Here is a 22302-nt window from a genome sequence, read left to right as displayed (position 1 = left end):
CCTTGTACAGAGGGACTAGGATCGATACACAAGGCCGTTTGCCAACTGACGTATGTTTGTCGGCCGTGTCGTGGTCGTTTTGAGGTTTTGTTAGAAAGGCTATCAATCCCGCGACGCGAAGCACCATGAACATAATAAGCGAGAGCGTCGCTAAGGTGACTAGAAGTGCTAATCCATTAGCGGGGAAGACTGTGAAAAGGAACGCAATGGTGATCACGCCGACAACAGGCCTCATCCGCGCGTTTAACGTCCATGAACGGCAGCTTTGTTCAGCGGGGACACGAACCTCTGCGGCTTGTGCAAGGTGGCTTGAATGTACACGAGCGATTTCCCGGTCAATATGTTCGGCCGGCGCTAGGACAGGTATTGCGGTGTAATCTGTATTCTTGAATGCGGCGCGTACCGTATCAAACTGGTCGGGCCGAGATGTCGCTATCAAAAGGATTGGACCAATGCGTTTCCAAGGGACGACATTGTTCTGTAGCCAGAAATCCACGGGCTTCAGGCGACACGCGTCACTTTCCGCGGGAAAAAGATCCAAATCCGCGATTTGCAGCCCGGACTGTTCCGCCAGTGCATGTAGGACGTCCTGCCTGTCCACCCAACCTTCGCCAACCAGTATTTCGCCCAGCGGAGCGTTCTGCCGGGTCCGAAGGTGCAACGCTTTTTCCAACTGATTGTGGGTAATCAACCCACGATCCAACAGGCAGGCGCCCAAGGGTTTCCTGACCTTTGGCGGTATCGGTCTTGCCCGCGCAAAATGCTGCCGGTTCAGTACGACCATGAAAAAACCCTGACACGTTTGACCGCTGTCAGGGTTTATCTATTAAGGTTAACAACCGGTTAACCTTGTTCAATGCAGGTTTATGCCTGTGCTTTTTTGTCCGCCATTGCCGTGGCGAAGCGCTCGAACAGGTAAAAGCTGTCCTGCGGCCCAGGCGAGGCTTCGGGGTGGTATTGCACCGAATAGACAGGCCGGTTGGTCATGCGGATACCACAGTTGGAACCGTCGAACAGCGAGCGATGCGTTTCAACCACGCCCTCTGGCAGTGTTTGCGCGTCGACAGCAAAGCCGTGGTTCATCGAGGTAATCTCGACCTTGCCGGTCTCTAAATCCTTGACCGGGTGGTTTGCGCCGTGGTGGCCGTGGTTCATTTTGACCGTTTCTCCACCCAGTGCGAGGGCCAGCATCTGGTGACCCAGGCAAATGCCGAAAACGGGTAGATCGGTGGTGTCCAGAACCTCTTTGATCATTGGTACAGCGTATTCTCCCGTCGCCGCCGGGTCACCGGGGCCGTTGGACAGGAACACACCGTCAGGATTGTGGGCCAGAACTTCGGCAGCAGTGGCTGTAGCGGGCAAAACAGTCACGTCGCACCCGGCCGAGGCCAGACACCGCAGGATGTTGCGCTTGGCGCCAAAATCCAGCGCCACGACCTTATGCGCAGGCGCTTCTTGCCGTGTGTAGCCATCGGGCCAAGCCCAACGCATTTCGTCCCAACGATAGCTTTGGGCGCAGGTGACATCTTTGGCCAGGTCCATGCCTTCCAGCCCGGCAAAGCCACGGGCGGCAGAGACGAGTGCTTCAATATCGAAATTGCCGTCGGGATCATGCGCCAACGCAACATGAGGGGCGCCTTGCTGCCTGATTGCGCGGGTCAGGCGGCGGGTATCCACGCCACCGATTGCGATGCGTCCACGGCGGGCCAACCATGTCTTCAACTCTTCAGCCGAACGCCAGTTCGATGGCTCGGTCGGATCCCATTTTACCACCATGCCCGCCGCGACAGGATCGCCGGTTTCGTCATCCTCGGGGTTCACGCCGACATTGCCGATATGCGGGAAGGTGAAGGTAACGACCTGACCTGCGTAAGATGGGTCGGTCATGATCTCCTGATACCCGGTCATCGCGGTGTTAAAGCACAGTTCAGCCACGGTTTGACCTGTGGCACCGAAACCCGTCCCGTAGAACAGTGTGCCGTCGGCCAAAGCCAGACATGCGGTGGGCTTGGACGGGGCGTTCTGGGCCATGGCGCGACTCTCCTGCAAGGTAAACCGGCGCATACCTAAGAGGGTTAAGCGCTTGGGTCAAGCCTGTTCAAATTTTGGGCTATATATAAAAATCAATAACTTAGCGATATTCACCCCCTGTTGTATCACGCTTTTTGTTTCGATATGGTCGGGGTTCCTTTTCCATGGGGATGGACAGATCATATGGATATGCGATCACGGGTGAACTCTGCCCTGAAGCAAGCGATGAAAGACAAGGAGGCCGAGCGTCTGTCGACGCTGCGGTTGATCAATGCTGCAATCAAGGACCGCGATATCGCATCGCGCGCCTCGGACAACGAAGAGGTCAAGGGCTGCGGTGATGCCGAGGTTCTTGAAATCCTTGGTAAAATGACCAAGCAGCGCAAGGAAAGCGCCCGAGCCTATGAAGAGGGTGGGCGGCTGGACCTGGCTGAACGTGAACTGCGTGAGGTTGAAGTCATCGAAGAATTCCTGCCCAAGCAGTTGGATGATGATGAGGTCTCTCAGGCGATTCAGACGGCGATCACGACCACAGGTGCTGGCTCGATCCGGGACATGGGTAAGGTGATGGGCGAGCTCAAGACGCGTTACACCGGCCAGATGGATTTCGGAAAGGTCGGACCGATGGTCAAAGACCATCTTTGTGCGGCATCAAGCAACGGCTGCTGATCTTTTTCTGCTAGACAGCAACACTTACTGCGCGACAGGTTCGCGCAGTTTTTGCGTCAGATCACCGTACAACGCTATGCGCTCTTCCTCTGAGAGAAACGCGCCGATTTCCACTTCTCTACCGTCACCTGTCAGGGTTACGTAGTTCGGAACCGGGCCGCCGTGTTTGTGCATCTCTGGCCGGGCCCAATACCGGTTGCAAACCCATTCCTGCTGGCCGGTGCGGGGGTTATGGTGCACAAGACGCGCCTGAGTTCCCGTCAGAGTGAACACTTCGAACACACTGCGAGATCTGTAGTTCGCCTGAATAGCCAGCCAAAGCCCCAAAACTGTCACCAATAGGAACGGTAACAAGCCCCACAGCACCGCTGAGCCAAGCACAGCCATTAGCGGAAGCAGTACGAATATAAAAAGCGAAAACACAACTCGGATCGCCCAGCGAGGCGGCAGAGAGTTATGCGGCCAAAGTCGCAGCTCTTGTTCGGTATTTGAGGTTTGATTCCACTGGTACGGCATAGATCAAAAATAGCGCGGCAGCTTTTGGTGTCGACGGAAAATGCTCAGGCTACGTGCCCGACGCGGGCCCATGACAAAGCGTCTTCCAGGCGATCATCACCCCAGAAAACCTCACCGCGGACAACGAGGTTTGGGGCACCGAAAATGCCGAGCCGAAGGGCCTGATCCGTTTCAACTTCTAGCGCGGACACTATGTCCGGACTGCGCGCACGGGCAAGAACGATGCGAGGATCCTGCTGGCATCTGTGCAGGGCTTCGGTCATTGCGGCTTCGCTGCCAGCTTCGATGCCGTCCTCGAACCAGATACGGTAGATGTTCTGTGCAAAGGACTTACCCCAACCATCACGCATTCCCAGCAACGTAACCTGATTGGCCAGCGCCAGATCGGACACGGGATAGGGCGCGGGCAGGTTGGCATGCAAACGATACTTGGCTGCACGACGCTCGATATCGCGCCACATATAGGCGGATTTTGCAGGGTTCCCGGCGAAGGGGATGTTCTTCTGTTCGGACATAATGGCGCGTACATTGAATGGACGCCAATTGACTGTCGTGTTGTTTTCAACGCACCAGTCGTCCATCCGCATGATGGTTAGAAAGCTATATGTACTGCCAATCGAAAACCAGAAATCAATCTTGGACATTGGATTCCTCCGGACCTGTTGGATAAGGAGTTGCCCCTAGAATAGCCTGTCCTGCAGGTTCTGGCGAATATTCTGAAAACAAGGGAATGCAAAATGAAAAGCCCCGCCAATTTGGCGGGGCTTTCTTTAGATCTTATGGGGTCAGTGGGCGTGGCCCTTGTCCCAGTCTTCCTGCTTGGGCAGCTGCTCGAACGTGTGTTCGGGCGGCGGGGTGGGCAGGGTCCATTCCAGCGTATCTGCATATTCGTTCCACGGGTTGTTCCGCGTTTCCTTAGCACCACGGAACAGGGCGTAGAACACGATGCCGAAGAACAGCAGGAACGAGGCGAACGAGATGAACGCACCAATCGACGATACAAAGTTCCACTGGGCGAATGCCTCGGGATAGTCGATATAGCGACGCGGCATGCCCTGACGACCCAGGAAGTGCTGCGGGAAGAACGTCAGGTTGGCGCCGATGAAGAACATCCAGAAGTGGATCTTGCCCCAAAACTCGGAATACTGACGACCGGTCATCTTGCTGAAGTAGAAGTACACGCCTGCAAAGATCGCGAACACGGCCCCCAGCGACATCACGTAGTGGAAGTGAGCAACCACGTAGTAGGTGTCGTGATAGGCGCGGTCGATACCGGCCTGCGACAGAACCACACCGGTCACACCGCCGACGGTGAACAGGAACAGGAAGCCGAAGGCAAACAGCATCGGTGTCTTGAACTCGATGGAACCGCCCCACATGGTCGCAATCCACGAGAAGACCTTAACGCCTGTCGGAACCGCGATGACCATCGTGGCCAGCATGAAGTAGGCCTGCTGACGCAGCGACATGCCGACGGTGTACATGTGGTGCGCCCACACGACAAAGCCCAGAACACCGATCGCGATAATCGCCCAGACCATAGGCAGATAGCCGAAGATCGGCTTGCGCGCGAAGGTCGCAATCACGTGGCTGATGATGCCGAACCCGGGCAGGATCACGATATACACTTCCGGGTGGCCGAAGAACCACAGAATGTGCTGATACAGGATCGGATCGCCGCCACCGGCCGGATCAAAGAACGTGAAACCAAAGTTGCGGTCCATCAGCAGCATGGTGATCGCGCCTGCCAGAACCGGCAGCGACAGCAGAATCAGCCACGATGTGACGAAGATCGACCAGCTGAACAGCGGCACCTTGAACAGGGTCATGCCCGGAGCACGCATGTTCAGGAAGGTGGTGATCATGTTGATCGCGCCGAGGATCGAGGAGGCGCCCGATACGTGTACGGCAAAGATCGCAAGGTCCATGGACATGCCGCCCTCGGTCGTGGACAGCGGCGGATACAGAACCCAGCCAACACCTGAACCGAGCTGATCGTTACCACCGGGGCTGAGCAGCGAAGCCACACCCAGCGACGTACCAGCGACGTACAGCCAGAAGGACAGGTTGTTCATCCGCGGGAACGCCATATCCGGCGCACCGATCTGCAACGGCATGAAATAGTTGCCAAATCCGCCGAACAGGGCAGGGATGACTACGAAGAACATCATCAGAACACCATGGTAGGTGATCATCACGTTCCACAGGTGACCATTCGGGGTACACGGATCAGCCATGAACCCTTCGAGGCACATGTACTGCACACCGGGGTGCATCAGCTCGAGCCGCATATAGACAGTCATCAAAACCGAAATCAAACCGGCCAAAGCCGAGAAGATCAGGTAAAGAATCCCGATATCCTTGTGGTTGGTCGACATGAACCAGCGCTGGAAAAAGCTGCGCTCGTCTTCATGTCCGTGACCATGAATGGCTGCGTCTGCCATTAGGTGCCTCCTGTTACAATTCTACCGCGCAGCCGAAAGTCTCCGACGCGCGGGATTCCTGCTGGTTTTAGATTGCGAATGGGGCGCCTTCAATGGTCGAGTTTGATCTGGATCAAGAATAATTGTCGCGGGTCGCGGGGCCACTCGCTTATTTTCGACCAAAATCAGCTGTTAGCTGGGTATCACGTCAGGATTTTCAAGGGCTCGGCCTTGGGTTTCAATTCGTCGCTTGACCCCGGCTGGGGGGCACAGCAGAACTGGTGTCGATATCGCGCTTGGAGAACAAACATGACCGCTTACGATACCGACAACATCTTCGCCAAGATCTTGCGTGGGGAAATCCCTTCGACACGTGTGTACGAGGATGACGAGAGTTTGGCGTTCATGGATATCATGCCTCGGTCTGACGGGCATTTGCTGGTGATCCCAAAAACTCCGTGCCGCAATCTTCTGGACGCGACGCCTCAGCAACTGGCGGCAGTCATCGCAACAGTTCAAAAGCTATCGAACGCTGTGGTGAACGCATTTGAGGCTGATGGCGTCACCGTACAGCAATTCAACGAAGCCGCCGGAGGGCAGGAAGTCTTTCACCTGCATTTCCACGTTCTGCCACGTCACGAAGCCGTGCCGTTGCGTGCGCCGGGAAAAATGGGGGATTTCGATCTGATCGCGCAGCATGCCGAAAAGATCAAAGCCGCATTGGGTCAATAAATCGACCGAGCAACTGCAAGCGTCTGACCGTAGAACGAAACCGTCTCTGAAATAGAATTGCCGTTCCGATTTGGGGTCGGAACGGCAGACTCGTTACCAAGAACTTTTCCGATGCACTGGGGGCTTCCGGTGCTGACCGGTTAACACACCACTCACTCTAGAACGGTGAATACATCTTACTCTTGAAACGGTCTCGTGTATTCATTTGAGTGGTTTTTGGGTAAATTTTAGCTTTTGCACCGGGCTACGCCCTAAAGATCAAACCTCTTTTGGAAACAGAGGTGCTGCCACGATACAGATTGTTCGCGATCTTCCCAAGTCTTGCGCGATTCGCGTCTCTATGGGATTGGCGCGATCGGCTCGAACACGCGAGCAAAGGTTTTTCGCAGCGCAATGTCCACGTCAGCTGTTGTAACGGGCAGCCCTAGATCGACCAGCGAGGTGACGCCGTGTTCACTGATGCCGCAGGGAACGATGCCTGAGAAGTGTTCGAGGTCGGGTTCGACGTTGATCGAAATACCGTGAAAGCTAACCCATTTGCGCAGGCGCAACCCTATGGCGGCAACCTTATCTTCGGCAGGTTGACCAGTCGGGGTCAGCGGTTTGTCATCCCGACGCACCCAGACACCAACGCGCCCGTCGCGGATTTCACCGGTAACATTAAACTCGGCCAAGGACGCGATGACCCATTCCTCAAGCTGCTTTACAAAGCGCCGCACGTCCTTGCCGCGCTTGTTCAGGTCAAGCATCACATAAGCAACCCGTTGGCCAGGGCCATGATAGGTATATTCGCCGCCCCGCTTTGCCTCGTAGACAGGGAACCGGTCGGGATCGGTCAGATCACTTGCTTTGGCCGAGGTGCCAGCCGTGTAAAGCGGCGGGTGTTCCAGAAGCCAGATACACTCATCCGCGTCGCCGGCTGCGATAGCCGCAACGCGCTTTTCCATAAAGGACAAAGCCTCGCCATAGTCTGTCAAGCCGTCTGTGATCTTCCATTCCATGAGGGCCTCATACCCCGCAGATGAAGCGTTGAAAAGAGGTCAGGCTGCTTCGGTCAGGCACCGCTGTAGGACTTGGGAATAGGTCTCGGAGCCCTGAGCGCCTGTTAGCAAGTATTTGCCCCCAAAGACCATGGATGGCACGCCCGAGATTCCACGGCTGGTCCAAAACTGCTGCTTTTCGCGTACCGGCCCTACATGCGCACCAGATGCAAGCGCTGCCTGTGCTGCGTCACGATCCAACCCTGCAGCTTGCACCGCTTTCAGCAGCACCTCGGTGTCTGATACATCCAGGCCATCCGTGAAATACGTTTTGAACAGCGTTAGTTTCAACGGGTGTTGTTTGCCCTGTGACTCAGCCCAATCCAAGAGTTGGTGAGCTGCGAATGTGTTAACGATCCGGCTGTCGTCGTTGAAGTTAAAGGTAAAGCCAAGTTCGCCGCCGATTTGAACCAAGCGCTCGCGGGCCTGTTGGCTTTGTTCCGGCGTCGAGCCGTATTTCTCGGTTATGTGCTCCCTCAGGTTTTGGCCCTCGGGTGGCATATTCGGGTTTAATTCGAACGGGTGCCATCGGAGGCGTGCCAGAACGTTTGCCTGTTGCAACGCGATGTCCAATTGCCGAAACCCCACAATGCACCAGGGGCAGACCACATCTGATACAATATCCACCTGAATGACGGGGCGTGGGTCTGGTGTGGTCATGTCGGCGGGCTCCTGTTCAGGGCGGTAAGCAAAGAATTCACTGGTGCAGATATGAGCAGAAAAAAGGAATTCAATCCGGTGTGTTTTTGAGTCTTCACATCCCGTTCCGCACCGTCTATACGCGCCTCTACCAAGTCACATACAGTGCGGTCGTGGCGGAATTGGTAGACGCGCAGCGTTGAGGTCGCTGTGGGGTAACACCCGTGGAAGTTCGAGTCTTCTCGACCGCACCATCTCCCACTCAGATGTCAGTCTTTTCTTAAGGAAATCCTGTGTAGAGATGCACCAGTGAGGACCGGACTGCATAAACCTCTATTTCCTGTCTCGCCCGTGCGGTTAGGGATGTGTATGAGTCGGAGGCAAGACCATTCGGGAAAGGTGCAGATGTCTCAGGCCATTACCGTCTTCACGACAATGAAAAACGAAGGCCCCTATATGTTAGAGTGGGTGGCCTTCCATAAATCCCTTGGGGTGGAACACTTTGTGATCTTCACCAACGCCTGTGAAGATGGCACGGACGACATCGCGCGCAGGCTTCAGGATATGGGCATTGCCACACACGTTCCCAACGAGGTGAAAGAAGGCGGGAACCCGCAGCATCAGATGTTGCGACGTGCACGGCGGCAACCCAAAGTCAAAGAGGCTGATTGGCTGTTATGCCTCGACGTGGACGAGTTCTGGAACATCAGATGCGGAGATAATGGATTCGGGGCTTTGATCGCCGAGGTTGAGGACAGGGCTGGTCAGCCCGTCGATGCTATTTCATTTGCCTGGAAGCTATTCGGCAGTTCAGGCAATATCAGCTTCGAAGATAAACCGGTGACCGAGGCGTTCTCGATGGCGGATCAGCCTTATCCGTATCATTCGGGTCGGGCGTATGGCCTGAAAACCCTGTTTCGAAACAATGGAAAATTCACGCGTTTCGGGCCGCACCGCCCAAAAGGGTTCGAAGATGAAGCTGCGGCCGACATTGCGTGGTCGGATGCTGGCGGCAAGCTGTTTCCGGCGGATAAGGTGGGGTGGCGGGCCTGGCGGGGGTTTGACCATTCGCTTGGGCGTTTGCACCATTATTCGGTTCGGTCTTTGGACGGGTTCCTGATCAAGCGTGATCGGGGAAGAACCAACCATATCCGCGTGGACCAGGGGCAATCCTATTGGACGGACATGAATGCCAATAAAGAGGTCGACCTATCGATCCTGCCTGCCGCTCGCAAGGCTGCTCCGGTTCTTGAACAACTGAAAGCGGATCCTGAATTGAACAGGCTGCACCAACAGGCCTGCGACTGGCATCGGGCCAAGATCGCGGAAATCAAGCTGCGCCCCGACTGGGTCGAGTTTCGCGGTTGGCTGGCTGAGAACCTGATCTGATAGCCATGGCGGACGATCTTTCAAAAGAACAGCTGCAACCCGAGCATCCCGAGCGTAAGACGGGGTATGAGCGGATCCTTACAGATCCACCGCCACCGTGGTTTGTCGAGCTTTATCCGGGTGGCGACGGAACGGGGTTCTTGCAGAAACTCGACCGTCATTCGATCCTGTTTCACCAACGCTCGGCGTCACAACTGGTGATCAGCTTTGACAATATCGCTAACGCCAACGACCTGTCTTTTGCGCGCGAACCCTGGGGTTGGAAGTTCTTCCGGGATGAAGGGTGGTCGCATATGGGGGTTTTTGCGCGCTCTAAGGCGTGGTACCGCGATCCTGAAATCATCGGATATTTTCAGGGTAAGGCGGCCGAAGGCTTCTTTGACAGGTTCGACAAGGTTGTCTTTGCCGGGGCGTCAATGGGCGGGTTCGGGGCGCTGACCTTCTCCGCTCTGGTGCCCGGCGCGACGGTTATTGCCTTCAATCCTCAGACCTCGTTGGATGAACGTCTTGTGCCTTGGGAAACCCGATACCGGTTTGGTCAGGTGCAAGATTGGGATTTGCCACTGGGGGATGCTGCGCAAACGGTGGCAAGTGCAGGTCGGGCCTACGTTTTCTATGATCCATTCTTCGACCTTGACCGACGGCAGGTCGAACGGCTGCAGGGCGACAATGTTTTTCTATTAAAAACGTGGTTTTCAAACCATTTTGCCGCGCCGATGTTGCGCAAGCTGGACATCCTGAAACCTGTTATGCTGGGGGCGATGGATGGATCGTTAGAGCCCGCGGCTTTTTACAAGATGATGCGCGCGCGTCGCAGGCTTCCGATGTTTATGCGGGGCATCGAGGGTATGGCAGGCGACCGTCATGACATGCTGGTTCGGCAAGCGCGTCAGCGGTTTCGCAGGCTTCGCCGGGCTGCAATGGCTGCGGCAGACGACGCATCATGAGCGCTGCGCGTGGTGTCTTCATCGGTCAGCGCCGCGACCGTATGGGTGCGCGCTTACTTATGATGCTGACCTGTATCCGCCTGGCCGAGGACTATGGTACCGACTACCGTGTGAACTGGTTCCCGCAGGGGGCGGACGCGCCAGAGTTGGACCACCCGCACGAGCTGTTCACGCAAGAATGGATGGATGTTCATTTTGCAAACGCCGACGACTTTGACGCGCTGAGCAAAGACGCCAAACCGATCTGGGCATTTCAAGGCGATGCAACCCCGGACAAGTTGATCGCGCATCTTGACGCAGGTCGCTCGGTGCTCGTGGAAGAAGGTTTTGAGGTGCTCGCCTTCCCGTGGGAGGATATCGAAGCGATCCGCCCGCGCTATCGTGACTTTATTCACCGGATTGGCTTCACGGATGAACTCCGTATGATCATGAACTGCGCAGATGAGCGGTTATCGGGGCAGGGGGTTTCAGCCTATCATATTCGGCGTGGTGATATCCTGAATGGCCTACCGTGGAAGCACACGACCTGGCCTGCCAAGATCGAACCCGAGGAGTTCTACGAGGCGCATCTTGAAAAAGCGGCTGGTCGTACGGCAATCATGTTCTCGGACCAGCCAGAACTGATCACGCGGTTTCAAAGGCGGTTTCCGAACCTGTTGCAAATGTCGGATATCGCGGACGTCTCGGGCATGACACGGGCACAGCGCGACTTTCTAGAGCTTTACACGATGTCGCGCGCAGATCAGGTGGTTGCACCCGTGATCAGTGCCTTCTCTATGGCGGCCGCGCGCATTTCAGGGCGACAGCGCAAGGTGTTTCGCGACGTCCTGACCGAGGATGAGATGTCCGAAGCCTATGAAGCTGCGATCGCGCGATTGAAAGGCCCTTTGGACAAGTTTTTGAACCCGTCCGAGGCGGCGCATATCTATTCCAAAGTGTTATTCCACTTTAATCGCCTGAATGCCGAAGATCGTACCGAAGAGGCGTCCAGCTTGGGTGATAAGCTGTTACACGCAGGCGCCGATAACGCATTCCTACCGCTTTTGCAGGCCCTGAACCTGTTCTACCAAGGACAGTGGGATGCCACGTTAGGACTTGTGGACGCTGTCTTTCAGGATCCAAATGTGTGGCCCGAAGACCATGCCGTTCTGTGCGCTCTTAAGGCTGCTGCGTTGGGCGAAAAACGCAAGCGCTGGCAGGCGGCGCAAGCGTTCAGCCAGGGATTTTGGGCAAAGCCGATCCGGCCCGACGTTTTGGTGTTTGGGTCGAGGGTGGTGTATCGGGATCACATTTCACTTCGACTGTTCCCTCCGACCGATTGGGAGTTGCAGAAGGTTATTCGCAGGCCATGGTTCAACTTCAACGCTCACGTTGCACAACGAAAAGTCCTCGTACGGCTGCCATGTAACTTCGATTTTCTGCTTATGGACTGGTGGGATTTGTCGCTGGACCAGAAAGCCCGCAGATTGTTCAGCAGCACACCGCGGTTGCAGCGCCTTGTGGATGGTCTTGCCCGCATGACGGATTTTCCGAACACAGATGTCCGAGTGCAGAGCTTTCGAACCGTGCTGAGCGTGCATACAGGGGAAATCACCGCAACCAAGGCGGTCGACTTGATGCGTCGCGTTGTTGCCGAAGCACCGGAAAACCCCTTGTATCACAAACGACTGGCCGGGCTCTTTGAGGCCGAAGGAGACGCGGCCAACGCACGCCTTGCAATGGCAGATGCATTGGCGTGCGATCCAGGTAATCCGTTTCTTGTCTTTGCGATGGGGCGATGCCTTGAACGGATTGGCGCAACAGAACAGGGGCACAAACAGATTATTCAAGCCGCGGACATGGACAAGAACACGGCGGCAATTCAGGGCGAAGCCGGGCGCATTCTGCTGCAAAGGGGCGACAGGAAAGCGGCCCGGCTTTATTTGCGGGCTGCGAAAGACTTGTGTCCGACATATCAACGCTTTTCCAACCAACTGCAGCGCGCAGGAGGAGGAGCCTCTTGATTTTGCTTGGTTACACTCGGAATTGAACGTAGGAAGTTTGAAAGATCAAAAATGATATGTTCAGCCAGAACAAGGTATCGACAGGGCGATTGAGGCACCCAGGAATGAGCGACGAAGAATCACGGTTTATCAGCATCACCCCCATGAAAAACGAGGGGCCCTTCGTGCTGGAATGGGTGGCGCATAATCGGGCGATTGGCGTTGATCAGATCGTCGTGATGACCAATGATTGCACCGACGGTACGGATGCTTTGTTACAGAGGCTTGATGAGATGGGTGTGGTAACCCATGTCGACAACAACTCTCGTCGCCGGACAAGCCCGCAAAAGCGCGCTTATAACGCGTTTCTTAAGATGGAGATTGCACGCCCGCAGGACTGGGTGATCGTGATCGACGCGGATGAACATATCAACGTCAAGACGGGCGATAACACTCTGCGTGCGCTGACACAGGCTATTCCGGATGCCAAAACGATTTCGATGACATGGCGGTTGTTCGGAAATGCGGGAATCGTTCGATATGAGGATCGGTTCCTTTCCGACCAGTTCCGCAAAGCCGCGCCCGAGAGGATTATTCGCCCGCCACAGGCATGGGGCTTCAAGACGATGTTCCAGCGCGGGCTATGGGACGCGCTGGGCGTCCACCGGCCGAAACGCGCGACCGTCGAAACGATGGAAGAGTGTCACTGGTACAACGGTTCTGGCCAGAAAATGCCCGAGCATTACTATGACAAAAGCTGGCGGTCGACACGCGCGTCTGTCGGGTATGAATATGTTCAACTCAACCACTATGCCCTTAAATCCTGTGAAAGTTATCTGGTCAAAAAGATGCGCGGGCGGGCGCACCACTTGGGCGAGAGCCTGGGTCTGGAATATTGGAACATGATGAACCAGAACGCGACGACCTGCACATCCATTGACGCTGTTCTGGAGCGTAAGCGAACGCTGTATTACGAGATGCTGGCTGACCCGGAAATCGCGCGATTGCATCATATGTCTTGTGATCTCCACAGGCAGCAGATCGCGCAGCTACGCGAGCAGCCTGAAATGCAAGAGTTGATGCAGCAAATGACGTCTGTCTCGGCCGAGAATACGGCTTCATGATGCACCTGTATCCTGACCTCGGAGACATATGATGCTGTGGCTGCATTTGGGTATGCCCAAAACCGGAACAACAGCGCTGCAGGGGTTCTTGCGCGGCAACCAGCCCGTCCTTGATCAGATCGGCTTGCGTTACATGGAAACCGGCCGACGCAGGCTGGACGGAAATCCTCGACTTGCGGTCAGCCACAACATCATCGCGTTCCACATGAACCAAAGCGATCAGCCGATGGATCCTTTCCGGGCAGGGATGACCTCGGAATTTGATGCGCATTCAGGGCAAACCTGTGTCGTGTCATCCGAGATGTTCTATTCCTGCGATTTCGAGAAGCTGGCGCAGGTCTTTGCGGAAATTCCGGCGCGCGCCCTGCGAATTGCATTTTACTGCCGCCGGTACTCGGATTTTTTTGAGGCCGATTACAAACAACGCGCCAAGAACGGACGCTTACCAATTGTCGGTACTGATTACATCCGTTCCCAATTGTCCCGAATTGAAGCGGACCCTGCAGCCTTTAGCTTCACGTCACGGGTTGAGCAAATCCGAAAGGCGTTTCCGGGCGTGACGATTGTTCCCTTGGTGTATGAGCGCGAGCAGATGACCAATGGCCATGTCGTGGACGATTTTCTGACGCGGATCGGAACGCCATTGCCAGAAGGATATGTTACAGGGGCACCATCCAACCCGTCGCAATCGCGTGCCGCCAGCGAAGCCTTTGGGGTTGTCACGCGGGCGCTGGGGCGCAAGAAAAGTCGCCAGCTCAGACGATTGATATCCGAAGACCCCGTCATGGTGCGCCGCCACGACGTTTTGGAGCCGGACGAACGGGAATGGTTGGATACCCTTATGGCAAAGCAGGATGTTGCGTTTCAGCAGGAGTTCTTTCCCGATGCGTCGCAGGTGTTCGCACCGAAACAGCTTAACGCGAGTGAGCTTGAGTTCCGCCGGGACACTCCGCAGGAATATCAGGCGTTCAGCAAAGCGTCCGAAATCGTCTTTCGAATGGCGCTGGAGAGCTGATCGCGACCTAATCCAGCTTGATTTCCTGACGCTGGCGTCCGGTCGTCTTGTCAAAAATCAGAATGCGGTTGTCATTTGTAACGACGGCGTACCAGTTGCTGCCGATTGTCAAAGCTTGGGCCTTGGCGCCATCGGGCAAGGCGATCTGGTCGGGAAGGGTGGGGGTTCTGTCCGTTAGCCGGATGACAATCAGTGCGAATGTCACTAGAACGCCGCCAATCATCACCGCGGTCAGCAACATGACCATCCGCCGCAGCAGTCGAATCTGCGGCGTTTCCAGCGGTTCTTGAGGTTCGGAAGGGACAGTCATGGGCACTCGCCAGATTGAATTTCACATCGCGGACGATCCGCCGCCTCGTCTTGATAAGGCGCTTTCGCGTGATGTTCCACCCGAGGAAAACCTGTCGCGCACCCGTTTGGGCAAATTGATCGAAGAGGGCGCTGTCCGGATTAACGGGTCCGAGGTGTGCGACCCCAAGGCCAAGGTGTCCGCCGAGGCGGTTGTGGTGATCACAGTAGCCGAAGCCGAAGACAGCCATATCGGCCCCGAGGATATCCCGCTGGACGTCGTTTACGAAGACGCCGATTTGATTGTTGTGAATAAGCCCGCAGGCATGGTGGTGCATCCGGCCCCGGGATCGCCCAGCGGAACTTTGGTAAACGCGCTGCTGCATCATTGTGGCGATGACTTGTCCGGTGTCGGGGGGGTCAAGCGCCCGGGAATCGTACACCGGATAGATAAGGAAACCAGCGGCTTGCTGGTTGTTGCTAAATCGGATGCTGCACATCATGGGTTGGCGGCCCAATTCGAAGCCCACAGCGTCGAGCGTTACTATCGTGCGGTGTGTTACGGTGTACCCGACGCAAACGACCCGCGCTTACGTGGCGTAAAGGGCGTGAGTTTTGAGCCCGGCAATGTCATGCGTCTGACCACGCAACTGGCGCGACACAAAACCGACCGTCAGAAACAGGCCGTTCTGTTCCACGGAGGCCGCCATGCAGTAACAAGGGCGCGGTTGGTTGAAACTTTTGGCACTCCGGCGGGTTTGGCGTTGATTGAGTGCTGGTTGGAAACGGGTCGTACGCACCAGATTCGCGTGCACATGGCCCATGTGGGCCACGGTCTGGTTGGCGATCCGGTCTATGGCGGTAAGCGTAAACTGGCCGCTAAGGCGTTCAGCGCGGAAACCGCAGAGCTTGTTCGTGCGTTCCCGCGACAAGCGCTGCACGCCGCTGTTTTGGGTTTCGAACACCCGGTTTCGGGCGAAAACCTGCGGTTTGAAGCGGATCTGCCCGCCGATATGGAAATTCTGATTGAACAGCTGCGCAAGCCGTTGTCATAATGCGCAAACACCTGTGAGTAACACGTTCTTATCTTTCCTTTATCAATCGTTAATCCCAAACTGTTAACGGTACCTCTTGAACGGATGGGGATGACCTCCCATATCCTATGTTAACAACTTAAACATTTGTCGGAGGGACATGAATTATGGCAAATTACGCAAATCTCCCCGCGCCGACGCCGGAAGGCGGACTGAACCGCTATATGCAGGAAATTCGCAAGTTTCCCCTGCTTGAGCCAGAAGAAGAGTACATGCTCGCCAAGCGTTGGGTTGAAGAGCAAGATACTGAATCGGCTCATAAAATGGTCACGTCGCACCTGCGTCTGGCGGCCAAGATCGCCATGGGCTATCGCGGCTATGGTCTGCCGCAGGCCGAGGTGATTTCCGAGGCCAATGTCGGCCTGATGCAGGCCGTCAAACGGTTCGACCCGGAAAAAGGTTTCCGTCTGGCGACCTATGCGATGTGGTGGATTCGCGCCTCGATTCAGGAATACATCCTGCGGTCGTGGTCGCTGGTGAAACTGGGCACGACATCCGCGCAGAAAAAGCTGTTTTTCAACCTGCGCAAGGCCAAGGCACGTATCGGCGCGTTGGAAGAGGGTGACTTGCGCCCTGAAAACGTGGCGCAGATCGCCAATGATCTTGGTGTGACCGAAGAGGAAGTCATCAGCATGAACCGCCGGATGTCCGGTGGCGATGCCTCGCTGAACGCGACCGTCGGGTCCGAGGGCGAAGGCACCATGCAATGGCAGGACTGGCTTGAGGATGAAGACGCCGATCAGGCAGGCGACTATGAGGCGCGCGACGAGCTGGACGCGCGGCGTGAATTGCTGGCCGCCGCGTTGGAGGTGCTGAACGACCGCGAAAAGGACATTCTGACTCAGCGTCGCCTGATGGATCAGCCTGTGACGCTGGAAGAACTGAGCACGCAGTATAACGTCAGCCGCGAACGCATTCGTCAGATCGAGGTACGAGCGTTCGAAAAACTGCAGAAGAAAATGCGCGATCTCGCGCGTGAAAAGGGAATGCTGGGCCAGATGTAATCAGGCCGGTGTGATTAAAAGCCCGCCTGCCTGGGCGGGCTTTTTTTATTGGGCCAACTGCTGGCGAAACACGCGAACCATGTTCTCGCCCATCACCTTGCGGATTTGCGCCTCGGTCAGACCTTCGCTCAACAGGCCCGAGGTCAGCGCTGCTAGTTCAGATGTGTCAAACGCGGTCTCGACCGACCCGTCGTAATCCGACCCAAGCGAGACGTGATCTTCCCCAACAGTATCGACTGCCGCCTTGATCATCTTGGCCACGCCCGCAGGGGTGATATCCCCGCAGGTTACGTCGGCCCAGTATCCCATGCCGATTACGCCTCCGGTGGCCGCGATCTCTTGCATCAGATCATCGGGAAAGTTCCGTTTGACGGCGCAGAAGCCGTGTAGCCCGCCATGGCTGACGATCAGTGGAACGTCCGTCATCGCGATCACATCCCGCGCGACCAGAGGGCTGGAATGCGCGAGGTCGATGACGACGGGCATTTCGGCCAATTGGGCAACAACGTCGCGACCGAATTCCGTCAGTCCGGTGTTCGCCTGTCCGTGCAAGGATGCGCCCAATTCATTGTCAAAGAAGTGCTGAAGGCCAAACACCCGATGACCGGCGTCAAACAGGGCATCCAGATTGGTCAGATCCCCCTCAAGCGCGTGGGCCCCTTCGATGCCGAGGATACCCCCAACAACGTCTTGGCCGTTTGCACGAGCGGCCAGCACGTCTTCCAGATCACTGCGGGATTTGACAACTTTCAGTTTTCCACCCGAGGCCGCCTCGAACTGATGCAGCTTTTCAGCTTGATAGACTGCGCGCTGCATGAGGCTGTCCCAGGTTCGAAGCGGCCAAAGCTGCCCGATCGCCAGGAGGGTGATATTGTCGAACGCATCGGCCGAGTTGGCCTCATAGTTCTGACCAGCAGGGGATTTCGTGACCGCGGTGAAGACCTGCAGGGCAACGTTTCCTTCGATCAGTCGGGGGATGTCCACCTGTCCGCGCGTCCCGCGTTCGGTCAGGTCGCGACTCCATAGCAGAGGGTCAGCGTGCAGGTCGCCTACGATCAAAGTTTCGTGTAACGCGGCGGCTGCATCTGTCACTGGGTACGGCGCGTGGTCGATGACGTTGTTGCGTTTGCCTTCGATATAGGGCGGCAAAAAAACAAAGAAAATTAACAAGCCAGCGGCCATTGCTATTCCTGTCAGCCCGCCGACCCATTTAAGAAATCTGCGCATTCCCGGTTCCTTTCAGTATGCGATGTCAGCTTACGATCGATTGAGGCAGATAAAAGCCTGACTTCGCGTCCAGACGTTGCTAGAACAGCAGGGATTTTGCCGTTAGCGATAACGATGTCGCGAAAATGTGGGAGGGATAAATGCAAAAACCTGTTCAATGGGGCGTACTGGGCGCCGCGAATTTCGCGCGTCGGTTCATGGCACCGGCCATTCACGCAGCGGACGGCGCGCGGTTTGCCGGATTGGCGACGTCCAGCCCAGAAAAGGCCGTACCCTTTCAGGCGTTTTGCCCGGACCTGACCGTTTATGACAGTTATGATGCGATGCTGGCTGATCCGCAGATCGAGGCGGTTTACATTCCATTGCCGAACCACATGCATGTAGATTGGTCCCTGAAGGCGCTGGACGCTGGTAAACATGTGTTGTGCGAAAAACCGATGACAATGCAGGCGCATGAGTTTGACGCCTTGATCGCAAAACGGGATGAAACCGGGTTGCTGGCGGCCGAGGCCTATATGATCGTGCATCATCCACAGTGGCAGTTCGCGCGCAAGCTGATTGCAGATGGGGCTATTGGTAAGCTCGTGCATGTGACGGGGGCGTTCAGTTTTGACAATCGGGAGGAAACCGAAAACATCCGCAATCGTGCGGAAACCGGTGGCGGAGGGCTGCGCGACATTGGTGTCTATGTGATTGGCAGCGCACGGTTCGCTACCGGGCAGGAACCGGTTTCGGTACAATCTGCAATCCGGTGGGAGAACGGTATTGATGCCTTCACCGAAATTCGTGCTCAGTTCCCTGATTTTACATATTCCAGTTACGTTTCGATCCGTATGCATCCCCATCAAGAGATGGTCTTTCACGGCGAGGGTGGCGTTATCCGACTGACGACACCGTTCAACGCGCGGGTCTTTGGCGAAGCGCGCGTCGAACTGCATCGTCCGGGGCTTGAGGTTCAGGTCACACGGTTCCCCGGTGACGATCACTATAAACTGCAGGTCGAGGCATTCTGTCGTTCGGTGCGTGAAGGGGCGGGTTATCCTTGCGCGCTTGAGTTTTCACGCGGGACGCAAGAGGTGATTGACCGCGTGTTCGAAGGCGCAGTGCCGCTCTGACTTGCCACACATGGGCCCCGTAACTTAATCTGGTCGCCACCCAAACAGGAGGCGACCAATGGCTGGCGGCTGGGCGCGCGATGGCGCGGTGAGTGAACAGATCGAGGCGTCGATTTCCGACGAACTGGCCCGGATGCAGGCGCAAAAGCGCCCTCAGGGCGAAAGCTTGACTCATTGCGCAGAATGCGAAGAGCCGATCCCCGAGAAACGCAGACTTGCCTTGCCGGGGGTGAAACTCTGTCTGGATTGCCAGCAGGATAGGGACGGTGCGTTTAAAGCGCGGTCCGGGATCAATCGGCGCGGGTCCAAGGACAGTCAGTTGAAATAGTCCATGCCAAAACAGCCCCTGTTGCAGAATGGATTGGTTCTTGGGTTCCTGGCTGCGTTCTTGTGGGGCACACACAGCGTTATCGTGCGCTATCTGACCAGCGATCTGGGCGGATTGCAGATTGCCGTTTCGCGCCTGTTCATAGCGGCGTTGGCGATCTATTGCATGTTGCGTCTGATGCGGGTTTCCGTCTCGATCCGGTTGAGTGACTGGAATTTCCGTCTGGCCGTATTGTCGACCGTCGTGAACTATATCCTGTTCCACATCGGGCTTGAACATACCGGCGCGGCCAATGCGATGGTTTTGGAGAACACAGCGCCCTTTTTCGTGCTGGTTTTTTTGTATTTTTTTGCGGATACACCGGTCACGCGAACCGATGTTCTGGCCACGGTTTTGGCAATTCTGGGCGTTTTTCTGACCGTTTTCCGGGATTTTCAGGGAGGTGGAGAGCCCTTATTCGGAGACCTTCTTGAAATCGGGGCCGGGCTAAGCTGGGCGGTCTTCCTGATCTCAAGCAGTCGGGCGATGCGCAATTCGAAATCGACCGGAGAGCGGCTGAACTTCCTGTTCGGCATCTTCTTGTGTTCCGGGGTTCTTCTGCTGCCTCTGGCTGTGTTTTCGATGCAGGTTCCAACGGTGAATGACGTCGTGTTCCTGATCCTGCTGGGCGTGTTGCCGACCGCCTGCGCCTATTACCTGTGGTACGAGGCTGCTGCGCGGGTTTCGACCTTGACCGCAACCTTGATGTTTGCGGCCTCGGTCGTGTTCACTTTTATTAATTCGGCACTGTTTCTGGGGGCCGCAATCACGCCGATTGCGGCCCTTGGGGGTGTGCTGATCGTGCTGGCCGTGTTTCTGACCACCAAAAACCAGAAATGATCAGCCTTCCATCGCTTCCAGTTCGTCGATAAAGCCCGAGATCATCGACAGGCCCTTGTCCCAGAACTTGGGATCGCTGGCGTCAAGCCCGAACGGGGCCAACAATTCCTTGTGGTGCATCGAACCACCGGCGCGCAGCATGTCGAAATACTTGTCCTCGAACCCATCGGACCCGCTTGCGTAGACGGAATAGAGCGCGTTCACCAAGCCGTCGCCAAACGCATAGGCGTAGACGTAGAAGGGTGAGTGGACGAAATGCGGGATATAGGCCCAGAAGGTCTCGTACCCGTCCATGAATTCGAATGCCGGGCCAAGGCTTTCGGCCTGAACGCTCATCCACAGGGCGTTGATGTCGTCAGGTGTCAGCTCGCCCTCGCGGCGGGCGGCGTGGAGTTTGCATTCGAAATCATAGAACGCAATCTGGCGGACGACCGTGTTGATCATGTCCTCGACCTTGCCCGCCAATAGCACTTTGCGCTGTTCGGGGGTTTCGGCCTGATCCAGCATTTTGCGGAAGGTCAGCATCTCACCAAAGACCGAGGCCGTTTCGGCCAGTGTCAGCGGGGTAGAAGACAGCATCTCGCCCTGACCGGCGGCCAGTACTTGGTGGACACCGTGGCCCAGCTCGTGCGCCAAGGTCATCACGTCGCGCGGTTTGCCCAGATAGTTGAGCATCACGTAGGGGTGCACGTCGGTCACGGTCGGGTGGGCAAATGCACCCGGCGCTTTGCCCGGCTTCACCGCCGCATCAATCCAGCCTTTGCTGAAGAAGGGGGCAGCAATTTCGCCCATGCGCGGGTCAAACGCGTTATAGGCATCCATCACGGTCTTTTCGGCCTCGTCCCAGCCGACGATGCGTGTGTCTTCCATCGGCAAGGGCGCGTTGCGGTCCCAGACCTGCATAACGTCCAGCCCCAGCCATTTGCGCTTGAGCTCGTAGTAGCGGTGACTCAGCTTGGGATAGGCGGCGACGACGGCTTCGCGCAGAGCCTCAACCACCTCGGGTTCCACGTCGTTCGACAGGTGGCGACCGGTTTGCGCGGTCGGCATGTTGCGCCAGCGGTCGACAATTTCTTTCTCTTTGGCCTGTGTGTTGTGAACACGGGCAAAGGTTTTGACGTTGTCCTGAAACACCCGCGCCAATTCGCGAGCGGCGGTTTCGCGTTTGGTCCGGTCCTGCTCGGTCAGCAGGTTCAGTGTGCCTTCGATGTTCAGCTCTTCGCCTTCGATGTCAAAGGTCAGGCCGGCGATGGTTTCGTCAAACAGACGCTCCCATGCATCGCCGACAACGCCCAGATCGTGCAGGAATTTCTCCAGCTCATCAGACAGTTGATAGGGCTTCATCGCGCGGATGCGGCGGAAGACGGGTTCGTACCGGGCAAGGTCCGCGTTGGCGTCGAACCGGGCTTTCAGCGCGTCATCGTCGATACGGTTGATCTCGAGCGTGAAAAAGACCAGCGGCGTGGTGAAAATGGTGATCTTTTCCTGCATGTCCGACAGGAACTTGGCGCGGTCCGCATCGGTGGTCAGCTGGTAGTACCGCAGACCGGCGAAGGACATGATCCGCCCGGCAATAGCGTTGATCTTTTCGTTACGCAGGACGCATTGCAGCAGTCCATCGGCATCCAGATCGGCCAGCTTGCCCTCGTAATCTGCGGCAAAGGACGCACATTCGCCTTCCAGCCAGTCCAAATCGCGCGACAATTCCGGTGCCTCTTCCGAGCTGTACAGGTCCGTGAGGTCCCATTCCGGCAGGTTGCCAAGATTGTCGGACCCGCCGACTGCGTTTGCGTCACGGACGGGGAAGGGAAGGTCGCGCATGGATCACCTCGAAATAACAGCTTTCGCCAACATCTAGGC

21 protein-coding genes, 1 tRNA gene and 1 pseudogene are annotated in these 22302 nt (G+C 56.4%); 13 read left to right on the top strand and 10 right to left on the bottom strand.

The window, feature by feature from the left end; translation table 11 throughout:
- Positions 1–367: 367 nt before the first annotated feature.
- A pseudogene (locus J7380_RS20395) lies at positions 368–784 on the bottom strand (glycosyl transferase); the annotation flags it as partial.
- An 80-nt stretch (positions 785–864) separates the two neighbouring features.
- Complete coding sequence (gene carA, locus J7380_RS15015; protein WP_209196579.1) at positions 865–2031, bottom strand: glutamine-hydrolyzing carbamoyl-phosphate synthase small subunit; 1167 nt, start codon at positions 2029–2031, stop codon at positions 865–867.
- Between the two features lie 183 nt (positions 2032–2214).
- On the opposite strand from carA, the gene J7380_RS15010 reads away from it, so the two are divergent.
- The gene (locus J7380_RS15010; RefSeq protein ID WP_170352819.1) at positions 2215–2700 is read left to right on the top strand and encodes a GatB/YqeY domain-containing protein; all 486 of its coding nucleotides are present in this window, start codon (positions 2215–2217) and stop codon (positions 2698–2700) included.
- Positions 2701–2724: 24 nt separating this feature from the next.
- Here the strand turns inward: J7380_RS15010 and J7380_RS15005 are convergent, their stop codons facing one another.
- From J7380_RS15005 to ctaD, 3 genes are all read right to left on the bottom strand, one after another.
- On the bottom strand, positions 2725–3216 hold the full coding sequence (locus J7380_RS15005; RefSeq protein ID WP_209196578.1) for a DUF2244 domain-containing protein: 492 nt from the start codon (positions 3214–3216) through the stop codon (positions 2725–2727).
- Positions 3217–3260: 44 nt separating this feature from the next.
- Entirely contained in the window at positions 3261–3860 is a 600-nt protein-coding gene (locus tag J7380_RS15000) for a DsbA family protein (RefSeq protein ID WP_209196577.1), read from the bottom strand.
- A 141-nt stretch (positions 3861–4001) separates the two neighbouring features.
- Positions 4002–5660, bottom strand: coding sequence for a cytochrome c oxidase subunit I (gene ctaD / locus J7380_RS14995; protein ID WP_209196576.1), 1659 nt, complete (start codon positions 5658–5660; stop codon positions 4002–4004).
- Between the two features lie 288 nt (positions 5661–5948).
- On the opposite strand from ctaD, the gene J7380_RS14990 reads away from it, so the two are divergent.
- A complete protein-coding gene (locus J7380_RS14990; RefSeq protein WP_209196575.1) occupies positions 5949–6371 on the top strand; it encodes an HIT family protein in 423 nt (140 codons plus the stop codon).
- Positions 6372–6709: 338 nt separating this feature from the next.
- On the opposite strand, the gene lipB is transcribed toward J7380_RS14990, so the two are convergent.
- The gene (lipB, locus tag J7380_RS14985) at positions 6710–7372 is read right to left on the bottom strand and encodes a lipoyl(octanoyl) transferase LipB (RefSeq protein WP_209196574.1); all 663 of its coding nucleotides are present in this window, start codon (positions 7370–7372) and stop codon (positions 6710–6712) included.
- A gap of 39 nt (positions 7373–7411) precedes the next feature.
- The gene (locus J7380_RS14980; protein ID WP_209196573.1) at positions 7412–8071 is read right to left on the bottom strand and encodes a DsbA family oxidoreductase; all 660 of its coding nucleotides are present in this window, start codon (positions 8069–8071) and stop codon (positions 7412–7414) included.
- A 146-nt stretch (positions 8072–8217) separates the two neighbouring features.
- On the opposite strand from J7380_RS14980, the gene J7380_RS14975 reads away from it, so the two are divergent.
- The 6 genes from J7380_RS14975 (at position 8218) to J7380_RS14950 (ending at position 14507) form a co-directional block, all read left to right on the top strand.
- Positions 8218–8304 (top strand) — tRNA-Leu (locus tag J7380_RS14975).
- A gap of 151 nt (positions 8305–8455) precedes the next feature.
- Positions 8456–9439, top strand: coding sequence for a glycosyltransferase family 2 protein (locus tag J7380_RS14970; RefSeq protein WP_209196572.1), 984 nt, complete (start codon positions 8456–8458; stop codon positions 9437–9439).
- A gap of 5 nt (positions 9440–9444) precedes the next feature.
- On the top strand, positions 9445–10386 hold the full coding sequence (locus J7380_RS14965; protein WP_209196571.1) for a hypothetical protein: 942 nt from the start codon (positions 9445–9447) through the stop codon (positions 10384–10386).
- A complete protein-coding gene (locus J7380_RS14960; RefSeq protein ID WP_209196570.1) occupies positions 10383–12389 on the top strand; it encodes a hypothetical protein in 2007 nt (668 codons plus the stop codon). Before J7380_RS14965 ends, J7380_RS14960 begins: the two co-directional genes overlap by 4 nt.
- Positions 12390–12493: 104 nt before the next feature.
- Positions 12494–13492: a glycosyltransferase family 2 protein gene (locus J7380_RS14955; RefSeq protein WP_247742577.1), complete on the top strand. Its 999-nt coding sequence runs from the start codon at positions 12494–12496 to the stop codon at positions 13490–13492.
- A gap of 31 nt (positions 13493–13523) precedes the next feature.
- The gene (locus tag J7380_RS14950; RefSeq protein WP_209196569.1) at positions 13524–14507 is read left to right on the top strand and encodes a hypothetical protein; all 984 of its coding nucleotides are present in this window, start codon (positions 13524–13526) and stop codon (positions 14505–14507) included.
- Between the two features lie 7 nt (positions 14508–14514).
- Here J7380_RS14950 and J7380_RS14945 read toward each other — a convergent pair whose 3' ends face one another.
- On the bottom strand, positions 14515–14817 hold the full coding sequence (locus tag J7380_RS14945) for a DUF6476 family protein (RefSeq protein WP_209196568.1): 303 nt from the start codon (positions 14815–14817) through the stop codon (positions 14515–14517).
- On the opposite strand from J7380_RS14945, the gene J7380_RS14940 reads away from it, so the two are divergent.
- Positions 14816–15850 carry an RluA family pseudouridine synthase gene (locus tag J7380_RS14940; RefSeq protein ID WP_209196567.1) on the top strand — a complete coding sequence of 345 codons (1035 nt, stop codon included), beginning with the start codon at positions 14816–14818 and terminating at the stop codon, positions 15848–15850. The genes J7380_RS14945 and J7380_RS14940 overlap by 2 nt on opposite strands.
- Positions 15851–15996: 146 nt before the next feature.
- Positions 15997–16893, top strand: a complete 897-nt coding sequence (gene rpoH / locus J7380_RS14935; protein WP_170750687.1) for an RNA polymerase sigma factor RpoH — start codon at positions 15997–15999, stop codon at positions 16891–16893.
- 45 nt (positions 16894–16938) lie between these two features.
- Here rpoH and J7380_RS14930 read toward each other — a convergent pair whose 3' ends face one another.
- Positions 16939–18120, bottom strand: a complete 1182-nt coding sequence (locus J7380_RS14930; RefSeq protein WP_209196566.1) for a membrane dipeptidase — start codon at positions 18118–18120, stop codon at positions 16939–16941.
- Positions 18121–18260: 140 nt separating this feature from the next.
- Between J7380_RS14930 and J7380_RS14925 the strand changes: the two genes are divergently transcribed.
- The 3 genes from J7380_RS14925 to J7380_RS14915 are packed head-to-tail and all read left to right on the top strand — an operon-like array spanning position 18261 to position 20442.
- Entirely contained in the window at positions 18261–19235 is a 975-nt protein-coding gene (locus J7380_RS14925) for a Gfo/Idh/MocA family oxidoreductase (protein WP_209196565.1), read from the top strand.
- A gap of 58 nt (positions 19236–19293) precedes the next feature.
- Positions 19294–19563, top strand: coding sequence for a DksA/TraR family C4-type zinc finger protein (locus tag J7380_RS14920; protein WP_170352835.1), 270 nt, complete (start codon positions 19294–19296; stop codon positions 19561–19563).
- Positions 19564–19566: 3 nt separating this feature from the next.
- The gene (locus tag J7380_RS14915; protein WP_209196564.1) at positions 19567–20442 is read left to right on the top strand and encodes a DMT family transporter; all 876 of its coding nucleotides are present in this window, start codon (positions 19567–19569) and stop codon (positions 20440–20442) included.
- Here the strand turns inward: J7380_RS14915 and J7380_RS14910 are convergent, their stop codons facing one another.
- Positions 20443–22263 carry a M3 family oligoendopeptidase gene (locus J7380_RS14910; protein WP_209196563.1) on the bottom strand — a complete coding sequence of 607 codons (1821 nt, stop codon included), beginning with the start codon at positions 22261–22263 and terminating at the stop codon, positions 20443–20445.
- Between the last annotated feature and the right edge of the window lie 39 nt (positions 22264–22302).

Origin of the sequence: Ruegeria sp. R8_1 (genome assembly GCF_017743815.1) — a bacterium.
GTDB classification, from domain to species: domain Bacteria; phylum Pseudomonadota; class Alphaproteobacteria; order Rhodobacterales; family Rhodobacteraceae; genus Ruegeria; species Ruegeria lacuscaerulensis_A.
Note: the sequence above shows the minus strand (reverse complement) of the source record. Positions and strands in the feature narration are given on the sequence as shown.